We start from the raw sequence: 14,169 nt of genomic DNA on the forward strand, positions 1-14,169 counted from the left end.
CATCCTTTGGTCCGATCACCAGATTGTCATTGTCCAGATAGGTAATGCGAATCAGGTTACGCTTCTTCCAGCGGTCAAAGAGCTCTTTGCGATGTGGTCGGCGATCGTGGTCGTCTCGATCCCAGTCACCGTGACGTTCGAAACGCCAGGGCCGAATAGGTGGGGGACGCCGGAGCGGCGTATCGCAATCGCCGTCCCCTTCATACCGGTCGATTACCCGCTCCGCGTGCCCCTGTGCGGTTGCAACCACCAGGTTGCGAAAATTGCTGCGCTCCGACACCCCGCCCACAATGGCGATGGTCGCGAGCAAAACAATGCTGCTGGCAAGCCAGATTGCCAGAAATATCTTAACAAACAGGCGCTTATACCATCGCATCAGGCACCCCGGATAAACTGGTAACCCACGCCACGTACGGTTTTGATCACTTCACACTCTGGCAGCAGTTTGCCCAGTTTCTGGCGCACACGGCTGACGTGGACGTCGATGGCGCGGTCATACGCGGTGAGTTTGCGGTGCAGGACCAGTTCGGTGAGTTGTTCTTTGCTGATCACACTGCCCGCGTTGTTCATCAGGTAGGCAAGTACATTGAACTCGGTACCGGTCAGTTCCAGTGCCTGCCCACCGACGGTGACTTCACGCACACCCGGGTCCAGCTCGATACCGGCCTCGACGATGGTCTGATCAGGGAACAGGGTCTGGTGTTCTTTAGGACCAGCACGGCGCAGCACCGCTTTGATGCGGGCTACCAGCTCACGGGGATTGCAGGGTTTGCTGAGGTAGTCATCGGCGCCCATCTCCAGCCCCAGGATGCGGTCGATATCCTCACCGCGCCCGGTCAGCATGATCACCGGCAGTTGCAGACGTGGGCGGATCTCCTGCAGCAGGTCCATACCGCTGCGACCCGGCATCATCACATCCAGGATCATCAGTTGATAACGCTCGGCGCGCTGCAACTTATGCTGCGCTTCATCCGCGTTATGAGCGAACTCCATCTCAAATCCTTCGTGCTCCAGATAGTCGCCGATCAGCTCGCACAGCTCGGTGTCATCATCAACCATCAGTAATCGGATCTGTTCGCTCATTTGGGCTCTACCTCTTTTATCAGTCCTTCAATAATAATGCGCCGTCCGGCCACGCCCAGCCCCATTTACCAAACTTTACACAACCGACACTAAAGTTAACTCAGGGCTAATAGACAATAGACCCTGGTCCACGAACCCTACGTCTGGAACCTTTGCCACCGCCCACAGGTCTTATGCGGTGGTGCAGGAAGGTATTAAGAAGTCTCCCCTCAATTGACTTGTTAACACCTTCCCCAAAACCCCTCGGGTGGAGACAGGTCCAAACGTTTATATCATGCCCCGGCATGCGATAAACAACCCCTCAGTGCTTCGGGCCCCTCCATTCTGTTCTCACCGGCTGACGGCTAACGTCCACAGCCGGTTTTTTTTGCCCGCCATCCGCGATTTACCAATCTTTACACGACCGCAACCCAACTTAGCGATGACAAGGTCAACAATAGATCCAACAACACGAAACGACTTAGGAGATGGAACAATGCGTAAACAACTGATGATTGGTTTGACTGCAGCAGCACTGACTCTGGGTGGCCTGGGTACCGCGGTAGCAAGTGGCAAATTTGGTCACGGCCCTGACGGCATGATGGGTGGTCGTATGCTGGACCGTATGGCCGAGAAACTGGACCTGACTGCCGAGCAACAAAGCCAGGCTGAAGACATTATGGCGGGCAGCTTTAAAGAGATGCGCGAAAACAAACGTGCCATGAAAGATCTGCGCACCGAACTGCACAAGCTGGATCCAACCGCTGCCGACTACAAGCAGAAGTCCGAACAGCTGGCTGCTGATATCGCCACCGCAACCGAGAAAATGGTGCTGATGCGCTCCGAACAGCGTCAGGCATTCAACGAGATCCTGACCGACGAACAGCGCACCGAACTGGCCGCACTGAAAGACAAATGGCAGGAACGCGGTCACCGCCACGGTGAAGGTAAAGGTGGCAAGCACTGCCGGTAACTAACGCTTTGACCGATCCGGTCTAGCCAATGCAAATCCAACTCCCAACCTTTGCCCCCAGGGTAAAGGTTGGGGTAAATCTCATATCAGCACCGGATATCAGTGACGTCTGATCGGTTTCAGATCGCAGCGCAACGTCCCCTTCATATAGCGATCGATCTCGAAGCTTTTGCTGATCCCCCTTCGGAAATCACGGCTTGTACCTAACACACGGGTACAGTCACCCCCATAGCGGTAACTGCTGTTGCGGCACAGCTCCACTTCCAAGCCCGATTCGGCAAACGATACACTCGCCTCGCTGCTATAGCGCTCTTTCCAGTCCTGCATGCGTAGCGTCAATTGCTCACCCCGTACCAGATCAAAGGCTTGGGGTTTGGCCGGTTTCCATTTGGAGCTGAATTGCATATCCACCGGGTCCAGCACACACTGCACAATATCGCCGTACTGGGCATTCTGGCGCAGATAGGCCATCGCCTCGTATTTGCGCGCTTCCGCCTCAGCCTTTGCCGCCCGCTCCCGCGCTTGGGCTTCGGCCCGAACTTTATCCAGTTCGGCCTGCTTCTCGTAGGCACGCAACTGCTCTTCGCGGGTCATCACGGCCCACTCTTCATCATCGATACCCAGCGGATGCAGGCTGCAGCCGGTCAGCCACAGCGCCCCCACCATTAACAGCAGCTTATTCAGATGTTTCATTCCATTTCTCTCCCACCTTGATGGGCATAGATTAGGAAGCGGGAGCTGAATAGGAACTGAAACGACTTGAAGCTTTACCCGGTCTGATCTGAGCTATCGGGGTTACTTGCCAGCAGACTGTCTTCCGGGTTGGTCAGCTCATCGAAGTTGAGCGCCTGGCGACTCTGCATGATCAGATCCAGCAATTCCTCGGCAAAAGCCGCACGGTTGTCCTCGGTCATCCAGCTGCGGTAATCCACCATGCTGAGGTTGTCCTGTTTACCCAACATCCACAGGGTATCGATGTAGGCAACAAACTCCTCTTCGTTGGCGCGGAACATCTCCTCGATTGCCAGACTGTTAGGGTGCAGTTGCCCCTCTTCCGTCAAACCTAGTGGCTGGCCACTGCGAAAATTGTCGATCAGCTGGTCCAGGTCAAACGACAAATCACCGTTAAAACCACGGGTTTCCAATACCAGATCCTGCAAGCGCAGCATCCGTTGATGGGCTTCGTCCATCAGTTGTTCCCGGGTGGCGTGTCCAGCGCCTTCCAAGAAATCCGGCCCCATCCACTGCTCCGGTCGGGACGAGCGGCTGTTGCGACCGGTCTCCCAGGGCTCGAGGCCATACTGTTGATACACCACCTGCAGGGCAAGGCGGTTGTTTTCCGGAATCGCCTCCCACTCCATACGGGTACGTGGCAATTCGTCCATGCGCTGCTGTTTCTCAACCAACATGGTCAGCTGGCTATCAACGTTATCCACAAAGGTACGGATCTGTTCAGCCTGCGGGTGTTCGCTGCCATCGTCCAATATGGCCACATCCTTGCCGTCGGCGATGTTGTCGAGCAGGTCCTGCAGGCTGAAGCGGGGTTCCAACTCCCCCAACTGGTCATAAAATGCCGTACTCATCGACTGGAAGCTGCTCTGATAGTCGACCAGCGCAGCGCGGCGTTCGCCGTGCATCAGTTCACTGGCAACCGCATGTTTCAACGTGCCCGCATTGCCCAAACGCAGGCCCAGGTCGATACTGTGACGCAGCATCGATTGGGTCGCCTCCAGGTCGTACCGGTCCAACAGCGCCATATCCATCATGTCCATCATCAGGCCGCGCGGCGCCAACTTTTCCAGTTGCTCACCATCACCCGCAGCATTGAGATCAAACGATGCAGTTTCAAGCAGTCCCTGGGCCCCCTCGTATTTGCCGTTCAGCCCGCTGTAGCGGTGTTTCTCCACCAGTTGGTCCAGCGCCAATGGACGCTCGATCTGTTTATCATCGAGCCAGTCAGAGAGGTTGTCGGGGAACGCTTTCAGCTCTTCGTAGGCCTGTTGCATCGTTTCAATCTGGTCAAGGTTTTCCTGCCAGAACGCCTCGACCTTGTCCGCTTTCGGTACTAGCGAGCCGTCGGCGTTTTCGCTGGGCTTGCGACCGGCCAACACATTGTCCAGCAACTCATCCATATCGGTGGACGCCGGGTAATCATCCTGCAGCTTTTCAGCCAGGGTGTTGGAAAGACTGAAGAAATCGTCCATATAGCTGGAGGCGATCTGGCGGCGCTCTGCGGTCATCTGTTCCAGATAGCCCGCTGCCTGTTGGCCTAGTTCGCCTTCACCGGATAACCCCCACCAGAGGCTGTTGATCTCTTCACTCCATTGGGTGACACGAAACTGCCCCATTGTGTCGACCGACATCATATTCATGCCGGTGCTGTTCTCACCTATCAGCCCCTCCGCCTTCAGTTCCTGAAATTCCCGGTTAGTTGCCAGGTGTGACTGAATCTGCCCCGGCGTAATGCCCGGCAGCAATGTAGATAGTGAGATATTCATATGCTGTCCCTGCCCATTCCGTAGTTATCTTTTCCAGGTTAGTTCTGCGCCAAAATTCACCGTTGAAGCGGCAAGCGCTTTCCTCTGCTTACGCCATAAATCGGCCCAATCGGCAAACCGATGGGCAATACAGCGGCAGAAACACCCGAAATCCTTTAGCCCTGGTTTTCCAGCAATATCCGTACCCAGCATTGCCGTTCACAGATTAAATTTCATAAAGCCAGCCACAGCCGTTATTTCACGGAGGCATTAAAGTGCATATAACATACACTTTAAATATGAGAGTGATGTCAGTAGACTTAGCGCGCACAAACTGACCAGCACAGGCGAAGAAGTGGTACAATTGCTCAAATTACCGCCTGGTGCGGCTATGCGTATAATCGAATTGTTCTCTGCTGAACGCCTCTAGTACCCAAGGTACCTTTCAGCAGATTTGCCCACTTACGGGAGGTGGCTAATGGAAACCGTATTTCTTGCCTTTGTTGTATTGCTGGTTGTGATCGTAGGTGCATCCGTGGGTGTACTGATGGGCCGTAAGCCAATCAAAGGTTCCTGCGGTGGTGTTGGTAAGGCAATGGGCGAAGAAAACTACATCTGCCCGGTATGCGGTGACGATCCGAACAAGTGTGAAAACGAGAACGAAAAAGCCGCTACAGCCAAAACTGACGAACTGTCTTACGAGCTGACCAAGTAAGACCGCGACATCTCACACAATAAAGGGGCTTTTTAGCCCCTTTATTTTTTACGTCCACGGCATTCAGAAATGCAACGCATGCCAAAGATCCTGCCTCCACTCAAAGCCCCTTTTGCACTATCAAACTTTATGTGATGCAAAGATCACAAAAGTTTCACATTAAAAAAGCTTTAGTTGCTGCCAAATGCTTGTAACGTCGGCAAAGCAAACATAAACTCGCCAACTTTTCTGAGCCTGGCCAGTCTGGCTGGCGCCGTTTTTCAAATATTTACCCAAGCCAGGTCGGCGATCTTAACCGCGACCGGGCAATCCCCAGATGAGATGTAATTGATGGATAGCACCACCCTGATCGGGCTGATGGCCGCCTTCTGCACCACCTGCGCCTTTGTACCCCAGGTCATCCAGATCCTGCGTACCGGCAACGTGGACGGTATCTCGTTGCAGATGTACACCATCTTCACTCTGGGTGTCGCCTTGTGGTTAACCTACGGCATCATCATGGATGACCTGCCGATGTTGCTTGCTAATATGGTGACACTGGTGCTGGCATTGATGGTGTTGGGGCTGACGCTACGTAAGCGCATGCAAAATAAGAAGTAACGTTCAAGATGGCGGTTGTGAATAACGGAAATGTTATATAAACCGCGCCAGCCAAAGCTTAAAGCGCATTCCCCACTCGCTGCTCAGCCCGGCACTTACCTGCGTAATCTCACCCTCGGTGTTCAGATAGAACAGGCTCGGCGTAATGGTCACACCCCACTGCTGGCTGATCAGCCCGTTATCATCGTTCAGGGTGGTAAATTGATAGCCATGTTGGTCCATATACTGCTGCACCTCGGCGTCACTTCCCGAGGCCAACGCAATCGTCAGAACGTTGCTGTCCGCTGCAATATCGTGCACCGCAGGGGATGTGAGGCTGCAGATACCACACCAACTGCCCCAGAAGTACACCAGTAGCGGCCCTTTCGCGAGTTCATCCTGCAGGTTGTAGGTCTTACCCTCCAGCGTGTTCAACACCAGCGCCGGAGCAACACCCGAAACCATATTGCGCTGTTGATAAAACGCCACCGCCGACACGATCACAACCATGATCAGCACGGTTTTCAGCTGGGAAAACCACCACGCAGGGGAGAGCAGACGTCGTTTCAGTGCGCTTATCATCTTGTCTATCAATACCATCACATTTGATTTGTCCTGCCACAGGGCAGCTGTCAGTAGACCGTATCAGGACGGTTTTATTCCAACCAAATAATCGGAAAATCCCACCGAAACAGCGTGCTACTTTTCCATTCATCATCCTGAAGCGCACGTTTCATGAAGCCTGCAGCCCTACATAATTTTTTCTGATCCATTTGTAAGTTTAATAATATTTTAACGATACAGCATTTCCTCATAACCTGAATGGGCATCGGAGGAGACTGTTATGACCGCTGTCGTGACTCCCACTAGAAGGCCTGAGCCTCTGGAGTCCTGGTTAGTTGATCCTTCGCAGATGGGTTTAGTGCATCACTTACAGGACGCCCAGCAACGCGCCTGACACCTCTGAACCATCACCCCGTTGAACGACTGAATAACAAAAAAGTAGGACTCAGACATGACAGTTGAAAAAATCGAAATTGATACGCTTATTGTTGGCGCCGGTCAGGCGGGTGTGGCCATGAGTGAACACCTGAGCAAACTGGGTGTGCCTCACCTGGTTCTGGAGCGCAACCGTATCGCTGAACGCTGGCGTTCAGAACGTTGGGACTCACTGGTTGCCAACGGTCCAGCCTGGCACGACCGCTTCCCAGGTCTGGAGTTCGAAGAATTCGGCGCTGACGAGTTTGTGCCTAAAGAGAAAGTTGCGGACTACTTCGTTGCGTATGCCGAAAAATTCAACATGCCAATCCGTACCGGCGTGGCCGTGAAGAAAGTAGAGCGCAACACCGACCGCCCGGGTTTCACCATCGAAACCTCTGAAGGCGTGATCGAAGCCAACCGCGTGGTTGCGGCAACCGGTCCATTCCAGAAGCCGGTCATCCCGCCAATCGCACCGCAGGACGAGCGCATCACCCAGATCCACTCTGCAGAATACCGTAACCCGGAGCAGCTGCCGGAAGGTGGTGTACTGGTAGTCGGTGCCGGTTCCTCCGGTGTACAGATCGCCGATGAACTGCAGCGTGCGGGCAAGAACGTATACCTGTCCGTCGGTGCACACGACCGTCCACCACGCTCCTACCGTAACCGCGACTTCGTGTGGTGGTTGGGTGTACTGGGTGAATGGGATGCTGCCGCGATGAAACCGGGCACCGAACACGTGACCATCGCCGTAACCGGCGCACACGGAGGTAACGGCACCGTTGATTTCCGCGCTCTGGCGCATCAGGGCATCACCCTGGTCGGTCTGACCGAAGCCTTCGCCGACGGCAAAGTGTCCTTCAAGTCCGACCTGGTTGAGAACGTGGCGCGCGGTGACAAGAACTACCTGGACCTGCTGGATGCAGCAGATGCCTACATCGAACGCAACGGTCTGGACCTGCCGGAAGAGCCGGAAGCCCGTAACATGCTGGCGGACCCGGAATGCATGACGAACCCGATCCTGGAGTTGGACCTGGCTGAAGCCGGTATCACCTCCATCGTGTGGGCAACCGGCTTCAAGGTGGATTACAGCTGGCTGAACGTGGACGCCTTCGGCGCAGACGGCAAACCCGCCCACCAGCGTGGTGTATCCACCGAACCGGGCGTGTACTTCGTTGGCCTGCCTTGGCTGTCCCGTCGCGGCTCCACCTTCATCTGGGGTGTATGGCACGACGCAAAACACATTGCTGACCACATCGCGACCCAGCGTAAGTACCTGGAGTACCGCGACCCGTCTCAGCTGTAAATCCGAGACGCAGCAATAAATCAGCATCAAGATAGGCCTGCGGGCCTATCTCCTTTTTCAGAAAGACGCATACGTCAGCATTTTGGGAGTAAGTTAATGCCTACGCATACTCGCATCCGCATGTTTAACACCAAAGAGACCTATCCAAACCAGACTCTGGATAACGATCTCTGCCAGGCGGTACGCGCCGGTAACACCGTTTATGTTCGTGGCCAGGTGGGTACCGATTTTGACGGCAACCTGGTTGGCCTGGGCGATCCACGCGCACAGACCGAACAGGCGATGAAAAACGTTAAGCAGTTGCTGGAAGAAGCCGGTTCCGACATGAGTCACATCGTTAAAACCACCACCTACATCACCGATCCCCGTTTCCGTGAAGCGGTATACAGTGAAACCGGCAAGTGGATGAAAGGTGTGTTCCCGATCTCCACTGGCCTGGTTGTACAGGCGCTGGCCCAGCCGGAATGGCTGATGGAGATCGACGTGATCGCCGTGATTCCAGACGAAGAGGCCTAAGCCATGACCTTCTCCGTTGCGGGCATCTGCCCGGATACCGGCATGGTCGGTTGTGCCATCACCTCCTCCAGCATCTGTGTCGCCAGCCGTTGTGCCTTCGTGCGCAGTGGCACCGGCGTCGCGCTGACCCAAAACATCACCAACCCGGACCTGGGCCCACTGGCACTGGATCTGCTGCAGGAGGGCCAATCCCCACAGCAGGTGTTGGCTGCCCTCGCCGAAGCCGACAGCGATGTACAATGGCGTCAGTTGGGCGTGCTGAATTCAACCGGTGAAGGCACCACCTTCAGTGGTGAACAGGCGTTGGGGATCTTCTCCACTGCCCAAGGCCAGAACTGCATCGCCATGGGCAACCTGCTGGAAAACACCGGCGTACCCCAGGCAATGATCGACAGTTTCGAGAACAGCAGCGGCCACCTGGCGGAACGCCTGCTCAGTGCACTGGAAGCGGGTCTTGCCGCCGGTGGTGAGCTGGGGCCGGTACACTCTGCTGGTTTATTGGTCGCCGCTCAACCGCAGTGGCCGGTGGTGGACCTGCGCGTGGATTGGCATATCGAACCAATTCACGAACTGCGTATGGTGTGGCAAAACTACGAACCACAGATGCAGGCCTATATCACCCGTGCGAAAGATCCGTCTAACGCCGAGTCTTTTGGTGTACCGGGCGACGAATAACTAACACCCAAAAAGCCCGCTTCCCAATGCGGGCTTTTTTATGCCTAACCGCACTGGATAGCTTTTTCTTATCTTCTTCAAAAATTAATAATATTTTAATGATACTCCCGCTCCGCCTATCCTCAGGGAACAGATGAACAATTGATTTTGATCAATTTCTGTACCCCCCAACTGATCGAAGTTGTTCACGGCTCAACCGGTCAGGCTCTCATCTCAGACATCTGTACAGGATCAACAAGCACGGCCACGGAGGGCGCCTTGCTACAAGGATCAAACGAATAATACGCAGGAGTAGATATGGCCCAGTCGCTGACAATTGAAATCCTCGAAAAGCTGATCAGTTTTGATACCACCAGCTGCAACTCCAACCTGGAGCTGATGGCGTATGTTCAGCAATACTTGGAGGTGCACGGCGTAAACAGCACCCTGGTGTATGACGAGCAGGACAGCAAGGCCAACCTCTACGCCACCATCGGTCCTCAGAACAAGTCTGGTGTGATGCTGTCCGGCCATACCGACACCGTACCGGTGACCGGCCAGAACTGGACCAAAGAACCCTACCTGCTGACCCGCGAAGACGACCGCCTCTACGGCCGTGGCACCACCGATATGAAAGGTTTTATCGCGGCTGTGCTGGCCGCAGTGCCCGAGATGGTGAAGCAGCCACTGCATACCCCAATCCATCTGGCCTTTTCCTACGACGAAGAGATCGGTTGTGTGGGCGTGCGTCGCCTGATCGACACCCTCAAGGGCCACCCGCTGAAACCGGCGATCTGCATTATCGGTGAACCGACTTCAATGAACGTGGTAACCGCCCACAAAGGCAAGCTGGCGGCACGCGTAACGGTGAAAGGTAAGGAGTGTCACTCCGGTCTCGCACCCCAGGGTGTGAACGCAGTGAACTACGCCGCCCGCCTGATCGCCTGGCTGGAGAATCTGGCCCAGGAAAAACGTCAATACGGCCCGTTCGAAGAGGGTTACGAGATCCCTTACAGCACCGTGCACACCGGCACGGTTAATGGCGGAACCGCGCTCAACATCGTGCCGAACCACTGCGAATTCCTGTTCGAGATCCGCAATATCGCCGCCGAAGATCCACGCGATCTGCTGGCGCAGTTTCAGGTGTACATCGACAAGCTGATCCGCGAGATGCATATCACCAGCACTGACTGCGATATCAGCGTGGAGATCACCACCGAATACCCCGGCCTCAGAACCGCTGACGACGCTGAGGTCGTGGCCTTTGTGCAAAAACTGGCAGAGGCCGAAACAACCACCACCGTTAACTTCGGTACCGAGGGTGGTCTGTTCAGCAAAGTACTTGGTATTCCGACCGTTGTGTGCGGCCCCGGCAGCATGGACCAGGGTCACAAGCCGGACGAGTTTATCCACGAACAACAATTAGCACTGTGCGAATCCTTTATCGGGCGCCTGATCGACGAACTCAGCGCCTGATCGCCAGAGGAGGAGAACTAATAGAAATCCCCCCGAGTTATCACCCGTGACTCATACTTAAACCAACCTGATAGCAAAAAATATAAAAATTGAATTCAGGAGAAGAAAATGTCTGACAACACAACTCTCGCCCCCAGCGCCGATATGGCCGGCAGCCAGACCAGCCAGAAAACAGGCTTCAGCCGTGTGCTGGGTCTGGGTTCTCTGCTGGCGGTGGCTGTTGGCCTGGTGGTATCCCAGGGCGTAATGGTTCTAATGCTGCAGGGTGCCGGCATCGCTGGCTTGGGCTTTATCATCCCACTCGCCATCGGTTATCTGCTGGCCCTGACCTATGTGTACTCCTTTTCCGAGCTCTCCCTGATGATCCCGCGTGCGGGTAGTCTGAGTAGCTACACCGAGGTCGCCATCGGTCACTTCCCGGCCATCCTGGCAGTATTCTCAGGTTATGTAGTCGTTGCTATGTTTGCACTGTCCGCAGAGCTGCTGCTGGTCGACTTCATCATCGACAAAATCTATCCGGGTGCCTTCCCGAAATACAGTGTGGGCTTTGGTCTGCTGGCACTCTTTACCGGTCTTAACCTGATGGGTATCGACGTCTTCGCCAAGCTGCAGTCGGCACTGGCATTCATCATGGTTGTTGTTCTGCTGATCCTCGGCCTGAGTGCTGTGGGTGGAGTGGCCAATCCACATCCGGAAGGTATCGACCTGACCTCCACCTGGAACCCATTGGGTGCTGAGGTGATCACCTTGGTCGCGCTGGCCATCTGGGGTTACGTGGGTGCAGAATTTGTCTGCCCACTGGTGGAAGAGTCCAAGAACCCGGAACGCAACATTCCACGCTCCATGATCATCGGTGTGACCGTGATCTTCGTGACTATCGCGATCTACTGCCTGGGTGCACTGCTGTACATCCCGGCGGATGACCTGGCCGGCTCTGCCCTGCCACACTACGACTTTGCCAAAGCAGTGTTTGGTGATGTGGGTCTGACCTTCCTGGCGATCGCAGCCGTAACTGCGACCTGCTCCACCGTAAACACCTCCCTGGCGGCTATCCCGCGTATGCTCTACGGCATGGCGCAGAACGGTCAGGCGTTCCCGCAGCTGAAACAGCTGACCAAAACCACCAAAACCCCATGGGTTGCCGTGCTGTTTACCGCGGCTATCACCGGTCTGCCAATGGTGATCATGGGTGACAACCCGGATGCGATCGGCCTGCTGCTGATCTCCGCAGCGATTGCGTGGCTGCTGGCGTACATCATCACTCACGTGAACGTGATCGCCCTGCGTAAGCGTTACCCGGACATTAAACGTCCGTACAAGACACCTTTTTACCCGCTGCCACAGATCCTGGGTATTGCAGGCATGATCTACGCGGTGATCTACGCATCACCTGCGCCAGAGCTGAGCAACCAGATCTTCGGTGCCGCCGGTGTGGTACTGGGTATCGTGTCCGTGATTGGTGTTATCTGGGTGAAATTCGTGATGAAGAAAAACCTCTTCACCCCAGAGCCAATCGAAAAGGCCCTGGACGCGGAATAACGTCTGTCCGTTCCCTTACCTGTTCGTGTGCCGCTCCCCTGGCACGCGGGCCGGTCTCCGGGCTGGTAGCGCACGCTGCCGGCCCTTTCTCTTTCTTATTACCGTACTGCACAGTTGCAGGTATTGGCAGCCACAGCAGTGAGCCCGTTTCTATACTTAGGGACAGCTGCTAAGGATTTTTTAATGCCACGGGCACTGGATAGCTTTTTCTGATACAGAGAAACAAAAATTAATATTTTATCAATGCTAAGCAAAATCCTAACCTAAAAACTTAGGCGACTCGGCATATAAAGAATCACAAATGAGGAGCAATCTCGAAAATGTCCGACAATAAAAACATCGATATGAAACAAGTGTGGCAGCAGGACAAAGACCACTACATCCACCCTTGGACCGACTTCTCTACCTTCAAAGAAACCGGCTCTATGGTATTGGCCGACAGCGACAATGTTCATGTTCAAGATGGTGAAGGACGCAAATACCTGGACGGCATTGGTGGCCTCTGGTGTGTAAACATCGGTTACGCCCGCGAAGAGATGGCCCAGGCGATCGCTGATCAAATTCGACAGATCCCTTATTACTCCTGCTTCGGTCACCACACCACAGTTCCAGCTGCGCAGCTGGCAGCAAAACTGGCCGAGCTGGCACCGGGCAACCTGAACCACGTGTTCTACGGTTGCGGCGGTTCAGTAGCCAACGATACTGCGGTACGTATCATCCACTTCTACTTCAACCAGCTGGGTAAGAAGAGCAAGAAGAAGATCATCTCCCGTATCGACGGTTACCACGGCAGTACCTACATGGCGATGTCCATCACCGGTGTGAAGTTTGACCACATCGGCTTTGATATCGACGAGCAGCTGGTACACCACATCTCCTGCCCGAACCCATACCGTCGTCCGGAAGAGCAGAGCCTGGAAGATTTCTGTAACGAGAAGGTTCAGGAGCTTGAAGACAAGATCCTGGAGCTGGGCCCAGACAACGTGGCCGCCTTCTTCGCCGAGCCAATCATGGGTGCTGGTGGTGTGATCGTGCCACCTGAGGGTTACCACAAGAAAACCCTGGATGTATGTCGCAAGTACGGTGTGCTGTATGTATCCGACGAAGTAGTAACCGCCTTCGGCCGTCTCGGTCACATGTTCGCATCCGAAGACGAATTCGGCATCGTGCCGGACATCATCACCTGTGCCAAAGGCCTGACTTCCGGTTACCTGCCGCTGGGTGCGACCATCCTGTCCGACGACATCTATGAGGTGATCAGCAAACCTCAGGCAGACGGCGCAATCTTCACCCACGGCTTCACCTACTCCGGCCACCCGGTTAGCTGTGCTGCCGGTGTGACCAATATCGAGATCATGGAGCGTGAAAACATCTGTGGTCTGGTGAAAGACCTGGGTGCCTACTTCGAAGAGCAGGTAAAGACCCTGATCGACCTGCCGATCGTGGGTGACGTGCGCGGCCGTAAGTACATGATGTGTATCGAAAACGTGGCCAACAAAGAGACCAAAGAGCTGATCGATCCGGATGCGAAGGTAGGTAACCGCATCGCCGATCACTGTCAGGCACGCGGTCTGATCGTACGTCCGCTGGCACACATGAACGTACTGTCTCCACCGCTGACTCTGAGCAAGGAAAACATCGACTTCCTGGTTGCGACGCTGCGTGAAAGTATCGAAGCCACCATGGAAGATCTGAAACGCGACGGTTTCCTGTAAGCACTATTTGCTCGTAGCACTACTCCACCACCGGCAATCGCCGGTGGTCCTTTTCCGTTGATGGCTTATTTGCAGGTTAATAAGTCAACCCCACAGTGTTTCTGAATAAAGGTCACCCCTATTCAGTCCGTATATTTACTGTGCCTTTGAGGAGGGACCAATCACCCTCCTCGTTTTTT

14 protein-coding genes are annotated in these 14,169 nt (G+C 54.7%); 9 read left to right on the forward strand and 5 right to left on the reverse strand.

What is annotated here, in order from left to right; genetic code table 11:
- Both ACEQ15_RS02870 and ACEQ15_RS02875 read right to left on the reverse strand, forming a co-directional pair.
- A partial coding sequence (locus ACEQ15_RS02870) for a hypothetical protein (protein ID WP_370277525.1) occupies positions 1 to 376 on the reverse strand: 376 nt, incomplete at its 3' end.
- Entirely contained in the window at positions 376 to 1,083 is a 708-nt protein-coding gene (locus ACEQ15_RS02875) for a response regulator (RefSeq protein ID WP_370277526.1), read from the reverse strand. The genes ACEQ15_RS02875 and ACEQ15_RS02870, both read right to left, overlap by 1 nt.
- Before the next feature lie 475 nt (positions 1,084 to 1,558).
- Between ACEQ15_RS02875 and ACEQ15_RS02880 the strand changes: the two genes are divergently transcribed.
- Positions 1,559 to 2,035 (forward strand): Spy/CpxP family protein refolding chaperone, encoded by a 477-nt coding sequence (locus tag ACEQ15_RS02880; protein ID WP_370277528.1) that lies wholly within the window; start codon positions 1,559 to 1,561, stop codon positions 2,033 to 2,035.
- Between the two features lie 99 nt (positions 2,036 to 2,134).
- On the opposite strand, the gene ACEQ15_RS02885 is transcribed toward ACEQ15_RS02880, so the two are convergent.
- Both ACEQ15_RS02885 and ACEQ15_RS02890 read right to left on the reverse strand, forming a co-directional pair.
- Positions 2,135 to 2,728, reverse strand: coding sequence for a hypothetical protein (locus tag ACEQ15_RS02885; RefSeq protein ID WP_370277529.1), 594 nt, complete (start codon positions 2,726 to 2,728; stop codon positions 2,135 to 2,137).
- Positions 2,729 to 2,802: 74 nt separating this feature from the next.
- Complete coding sequence (locus ACEQ15_RS02890; RefSeq protein WP_370277530.1) at positions 2,803 to 4,533, reverse strand: hypothetical protein; 1,731 nt, start codon at positions 4,531 to 4,533, stop codon at positions 2,803 to 2,805.
- 457 nt (positions 4,534 to 4,990) lie between these two features.
- Here ACEQ15_RS02890 and nqrM point away from each other — a divergent pair, with 457 nt between their 5' ends.
- Both nqrM and ACEQ15_RS02900 read left to right on the forward strand, forming a co-directional pair.
- Positions 4,991 to 5,227 carry a (Na+)-NQR maturation NqrM gene (nqrM, locus tag ACEQ15_RS02895; RefSeq protein WP_370277531.1) on the forward strand — a complete coding sequence of 79 codons (237 nt, stop codon included), beginning with the start codon at positions 4,991 to 4,993 and terminating at the stop codon, positions 5,225 to 5,227.
- Positions 5,228 to 5,557: 330 nt separating this feature from the next.
- Positions 5,558 to 5,827 (forward strand): SemiSWEET transporter, encoded by a 270-nt coding sequence (locus tag ACEQ15_RS02900; protein WP_370277532.1) that lies wholly within the window; start codon positions 5,558 to 5,560, stop codon positions 5,825 to 5,827.
- A gap of 33 nt (positions 5,828 to 5,860) precedes the next feature.
- Here the strand turns inward: ACEQ15_RS02900 and ACEQ15_RS02905 are convergent, their stop codons facing one another.
- Positions 5,861 to 6,406 carry a protein disulfide oxidoreductase gene (locus ACEQ15_RS02905; RefSeq protein ID WP_370277549.1) on the reverse strand — a complete coding sequence of 182 codons (546 nt, stop codon included), beginning with the start codon at positions 6,404 to 6,406 and terminating at the stop codon, positions 5,861 to 5,863.
- Positions 6,407 to 6,821: 415 nt separating this feature from the next.
- Between ACEQ15_RS02905 and ACEQ15_RS02910 the strand changes: the two genes are divergently transcribed.
- From ACEQ15_RS02910 to ACEQ15_RS02935, 6 genes are all read left to right on the forward strand, one after another.
- Complete coding sequence (locus ACEQ15_RS02910) at positions 6,822 to 8,090, forward strand: flavin-containing monooxygenase (RefSeq protein ID WP_370277533.1); 1,269 nt, start codon at positions 6,822 to 6,824, stop codon at positions 8,088 to 8,090.
- A 96-nt stretch (positions 8,091 to 8,186) separates the two neighbouring features.
- Positions 8,187 to 8,606, forward strand: coding sequence for a RidA family protein (locus ACEQ15_RS02915; protein WP_370277534.1), 420 nt, complete (start codon positions 8,187 to 8,189; stop codon positions 8,604 to 8,606).
- 3 nt (positions 8,607 to 8,609) lie between these two features.
- A complete protein-coding gene (locus ACEQ15_RS02920) occupies positions 8,610 to 9,281 on the forward strand; it encodes a DUF1028 domain-containing protein (protein ID WP_370277535.1) in 672 nt (223 codons plus the stop codon).
- A gap of 297 nt (positions 9,282 to 9,578) precedes the next feature.
- Positions 9,579 to 10,736: an acetylornithine deacetylase gene (gene argE / locus ACEQ15_RS02925; RefSeq protein WP_370277536.1), complete on the forward strand. Its 1,158-nt coding sequence runs from the start codon at positions 9,579 to 9,581 to the stop codon at positions 10,734 to 10,736.
- A gap of 108 nt (positions 10,737 to 10,844) precedes the next feature.
- A complete protein-coding gene (locus tag ACEQ15_RS02930) occupies positions 10,845 to 12,275 on the forward strand; it encodes an APC family permease (protein ID WP_370277537.1) in 1,431 nt (476 codons plus the stop codon).
- Positions 12,276 to 12,595: 320 nt separating this feature from the next.
- The gene (locus tag ACEQ15_RS02935; RefSeq protein ID WP_370277538.1) at positions 12,596 to 13,990 is read left to right on the forward strand and encodes an aminotransferase; all 1,395 of its coding nucleotides are present in this window, start codon (positions 12,596 to 12,598) and stop codon (positions 13,988 to 13,990) included.
- The last annotated feature ends 179 nt before the right edge of the window (positions 13,991 to 14,169 follow it).

The organism is Pontibacterium sp. (assembly GCF_964228735.1).
Taxonomy (GTDB): Bacteria; Pseudomonadota; Gammaproteobacteria; order Pseudomonadales; family Balneatricaceae; genus Pontibacterium.

Bases quoted from the DNA above. Each gene is read 5' to 3' on its own strand.
- ACEQ15_RS02885 (WP_370277529.1), bottom strand. From the start codon at position 2,728: ATGAAACATCTGAATAAGCTGCTGTTAATGGTGGGGGCGCTGTGGCTG.
- ACEQ15_RS02875 (WP_370277526.1), bottom strand. From the start codon at position 1,083: ATGAGCGAACAGATCCGATTACTGATGGTTGATGATGACACCGAGCTG.
- ACEQ15_RS02905 (WP_370277549.1), bottom strand. From the start codon at position 6,406: ATGGTATTGATAGACAAGATGATAAGCGCACTGAAACGACGTCTGCTC.
- ACEQ15_RS02930 (WP_370277537.1), top strand. From the start codon at position 10,845: ATGTCTGACAACACAACTCTCGCCCCCAGCGCCGATATGGCCGGCAGC.
- ACEQ15_RS02880 (WP_370277528.1), top strand. From the start codon at position 1,559: ATGCGTAAACAACTGATGATTGGTTTGACTGCAGCAGCACTGACTCTG.
- ACEQ15_RS02920 (WP_370277535.1), top strand. From the start codon at position 8,610: ATGACCTTCTCCGTTGCGGGCATCTGCCCGGATACCGGCATGGTCGGT.
- ACEQ15_RS02900 (WP_370277532.1), top strand. From the start codon at position 5,558: ATGGATAGCACCACCCTGATCGGGCTGATGGCCGCCTTCTGCACCACC.
- ACEQ15_RS02935 (WP_370277538.1), top strand. From the start codon at position 12,596: ATGTCCGACAATAAAAACATCGATATGAAACAAGTGTGGCAGCAGGAC.
- argE (WP_370277536.1), top strand. From the start codon at position 9,579: ATGGCCCAGTCGCTGACAATTGAAATCCTCGAAAAGCTGATCAGTTTT.
- ACEQ15_RS02890 (WP_370277530.1), bottom strand. From the start codon at position 4,533: ATGAATATCTCACTATCTACATTGCTGCCGGGCATTACGCCGGGGCAG.
- ACEQ15_RS02910 (WP_370277533.1), top strand. From the start codon at position 6,822: ATGACAGTTGAAAAAATCGAAATTGATACGCTTATTGTTGGCGCCGGT.
- ACEQ15_RS02915 (WP_370277534.1), top strand. From the start codon at position 8,187: ATGCCTACGCATACTCGCATCCGCATGTTTAACACCAAAGAGACCTAT.
- nqrM (WP_370277531.1), top strand. From the start codon at position 4,991: ATGGAAACCGTATTTCTTGCCTTTGTTGTATTGCTGGTTGTGATCGTA.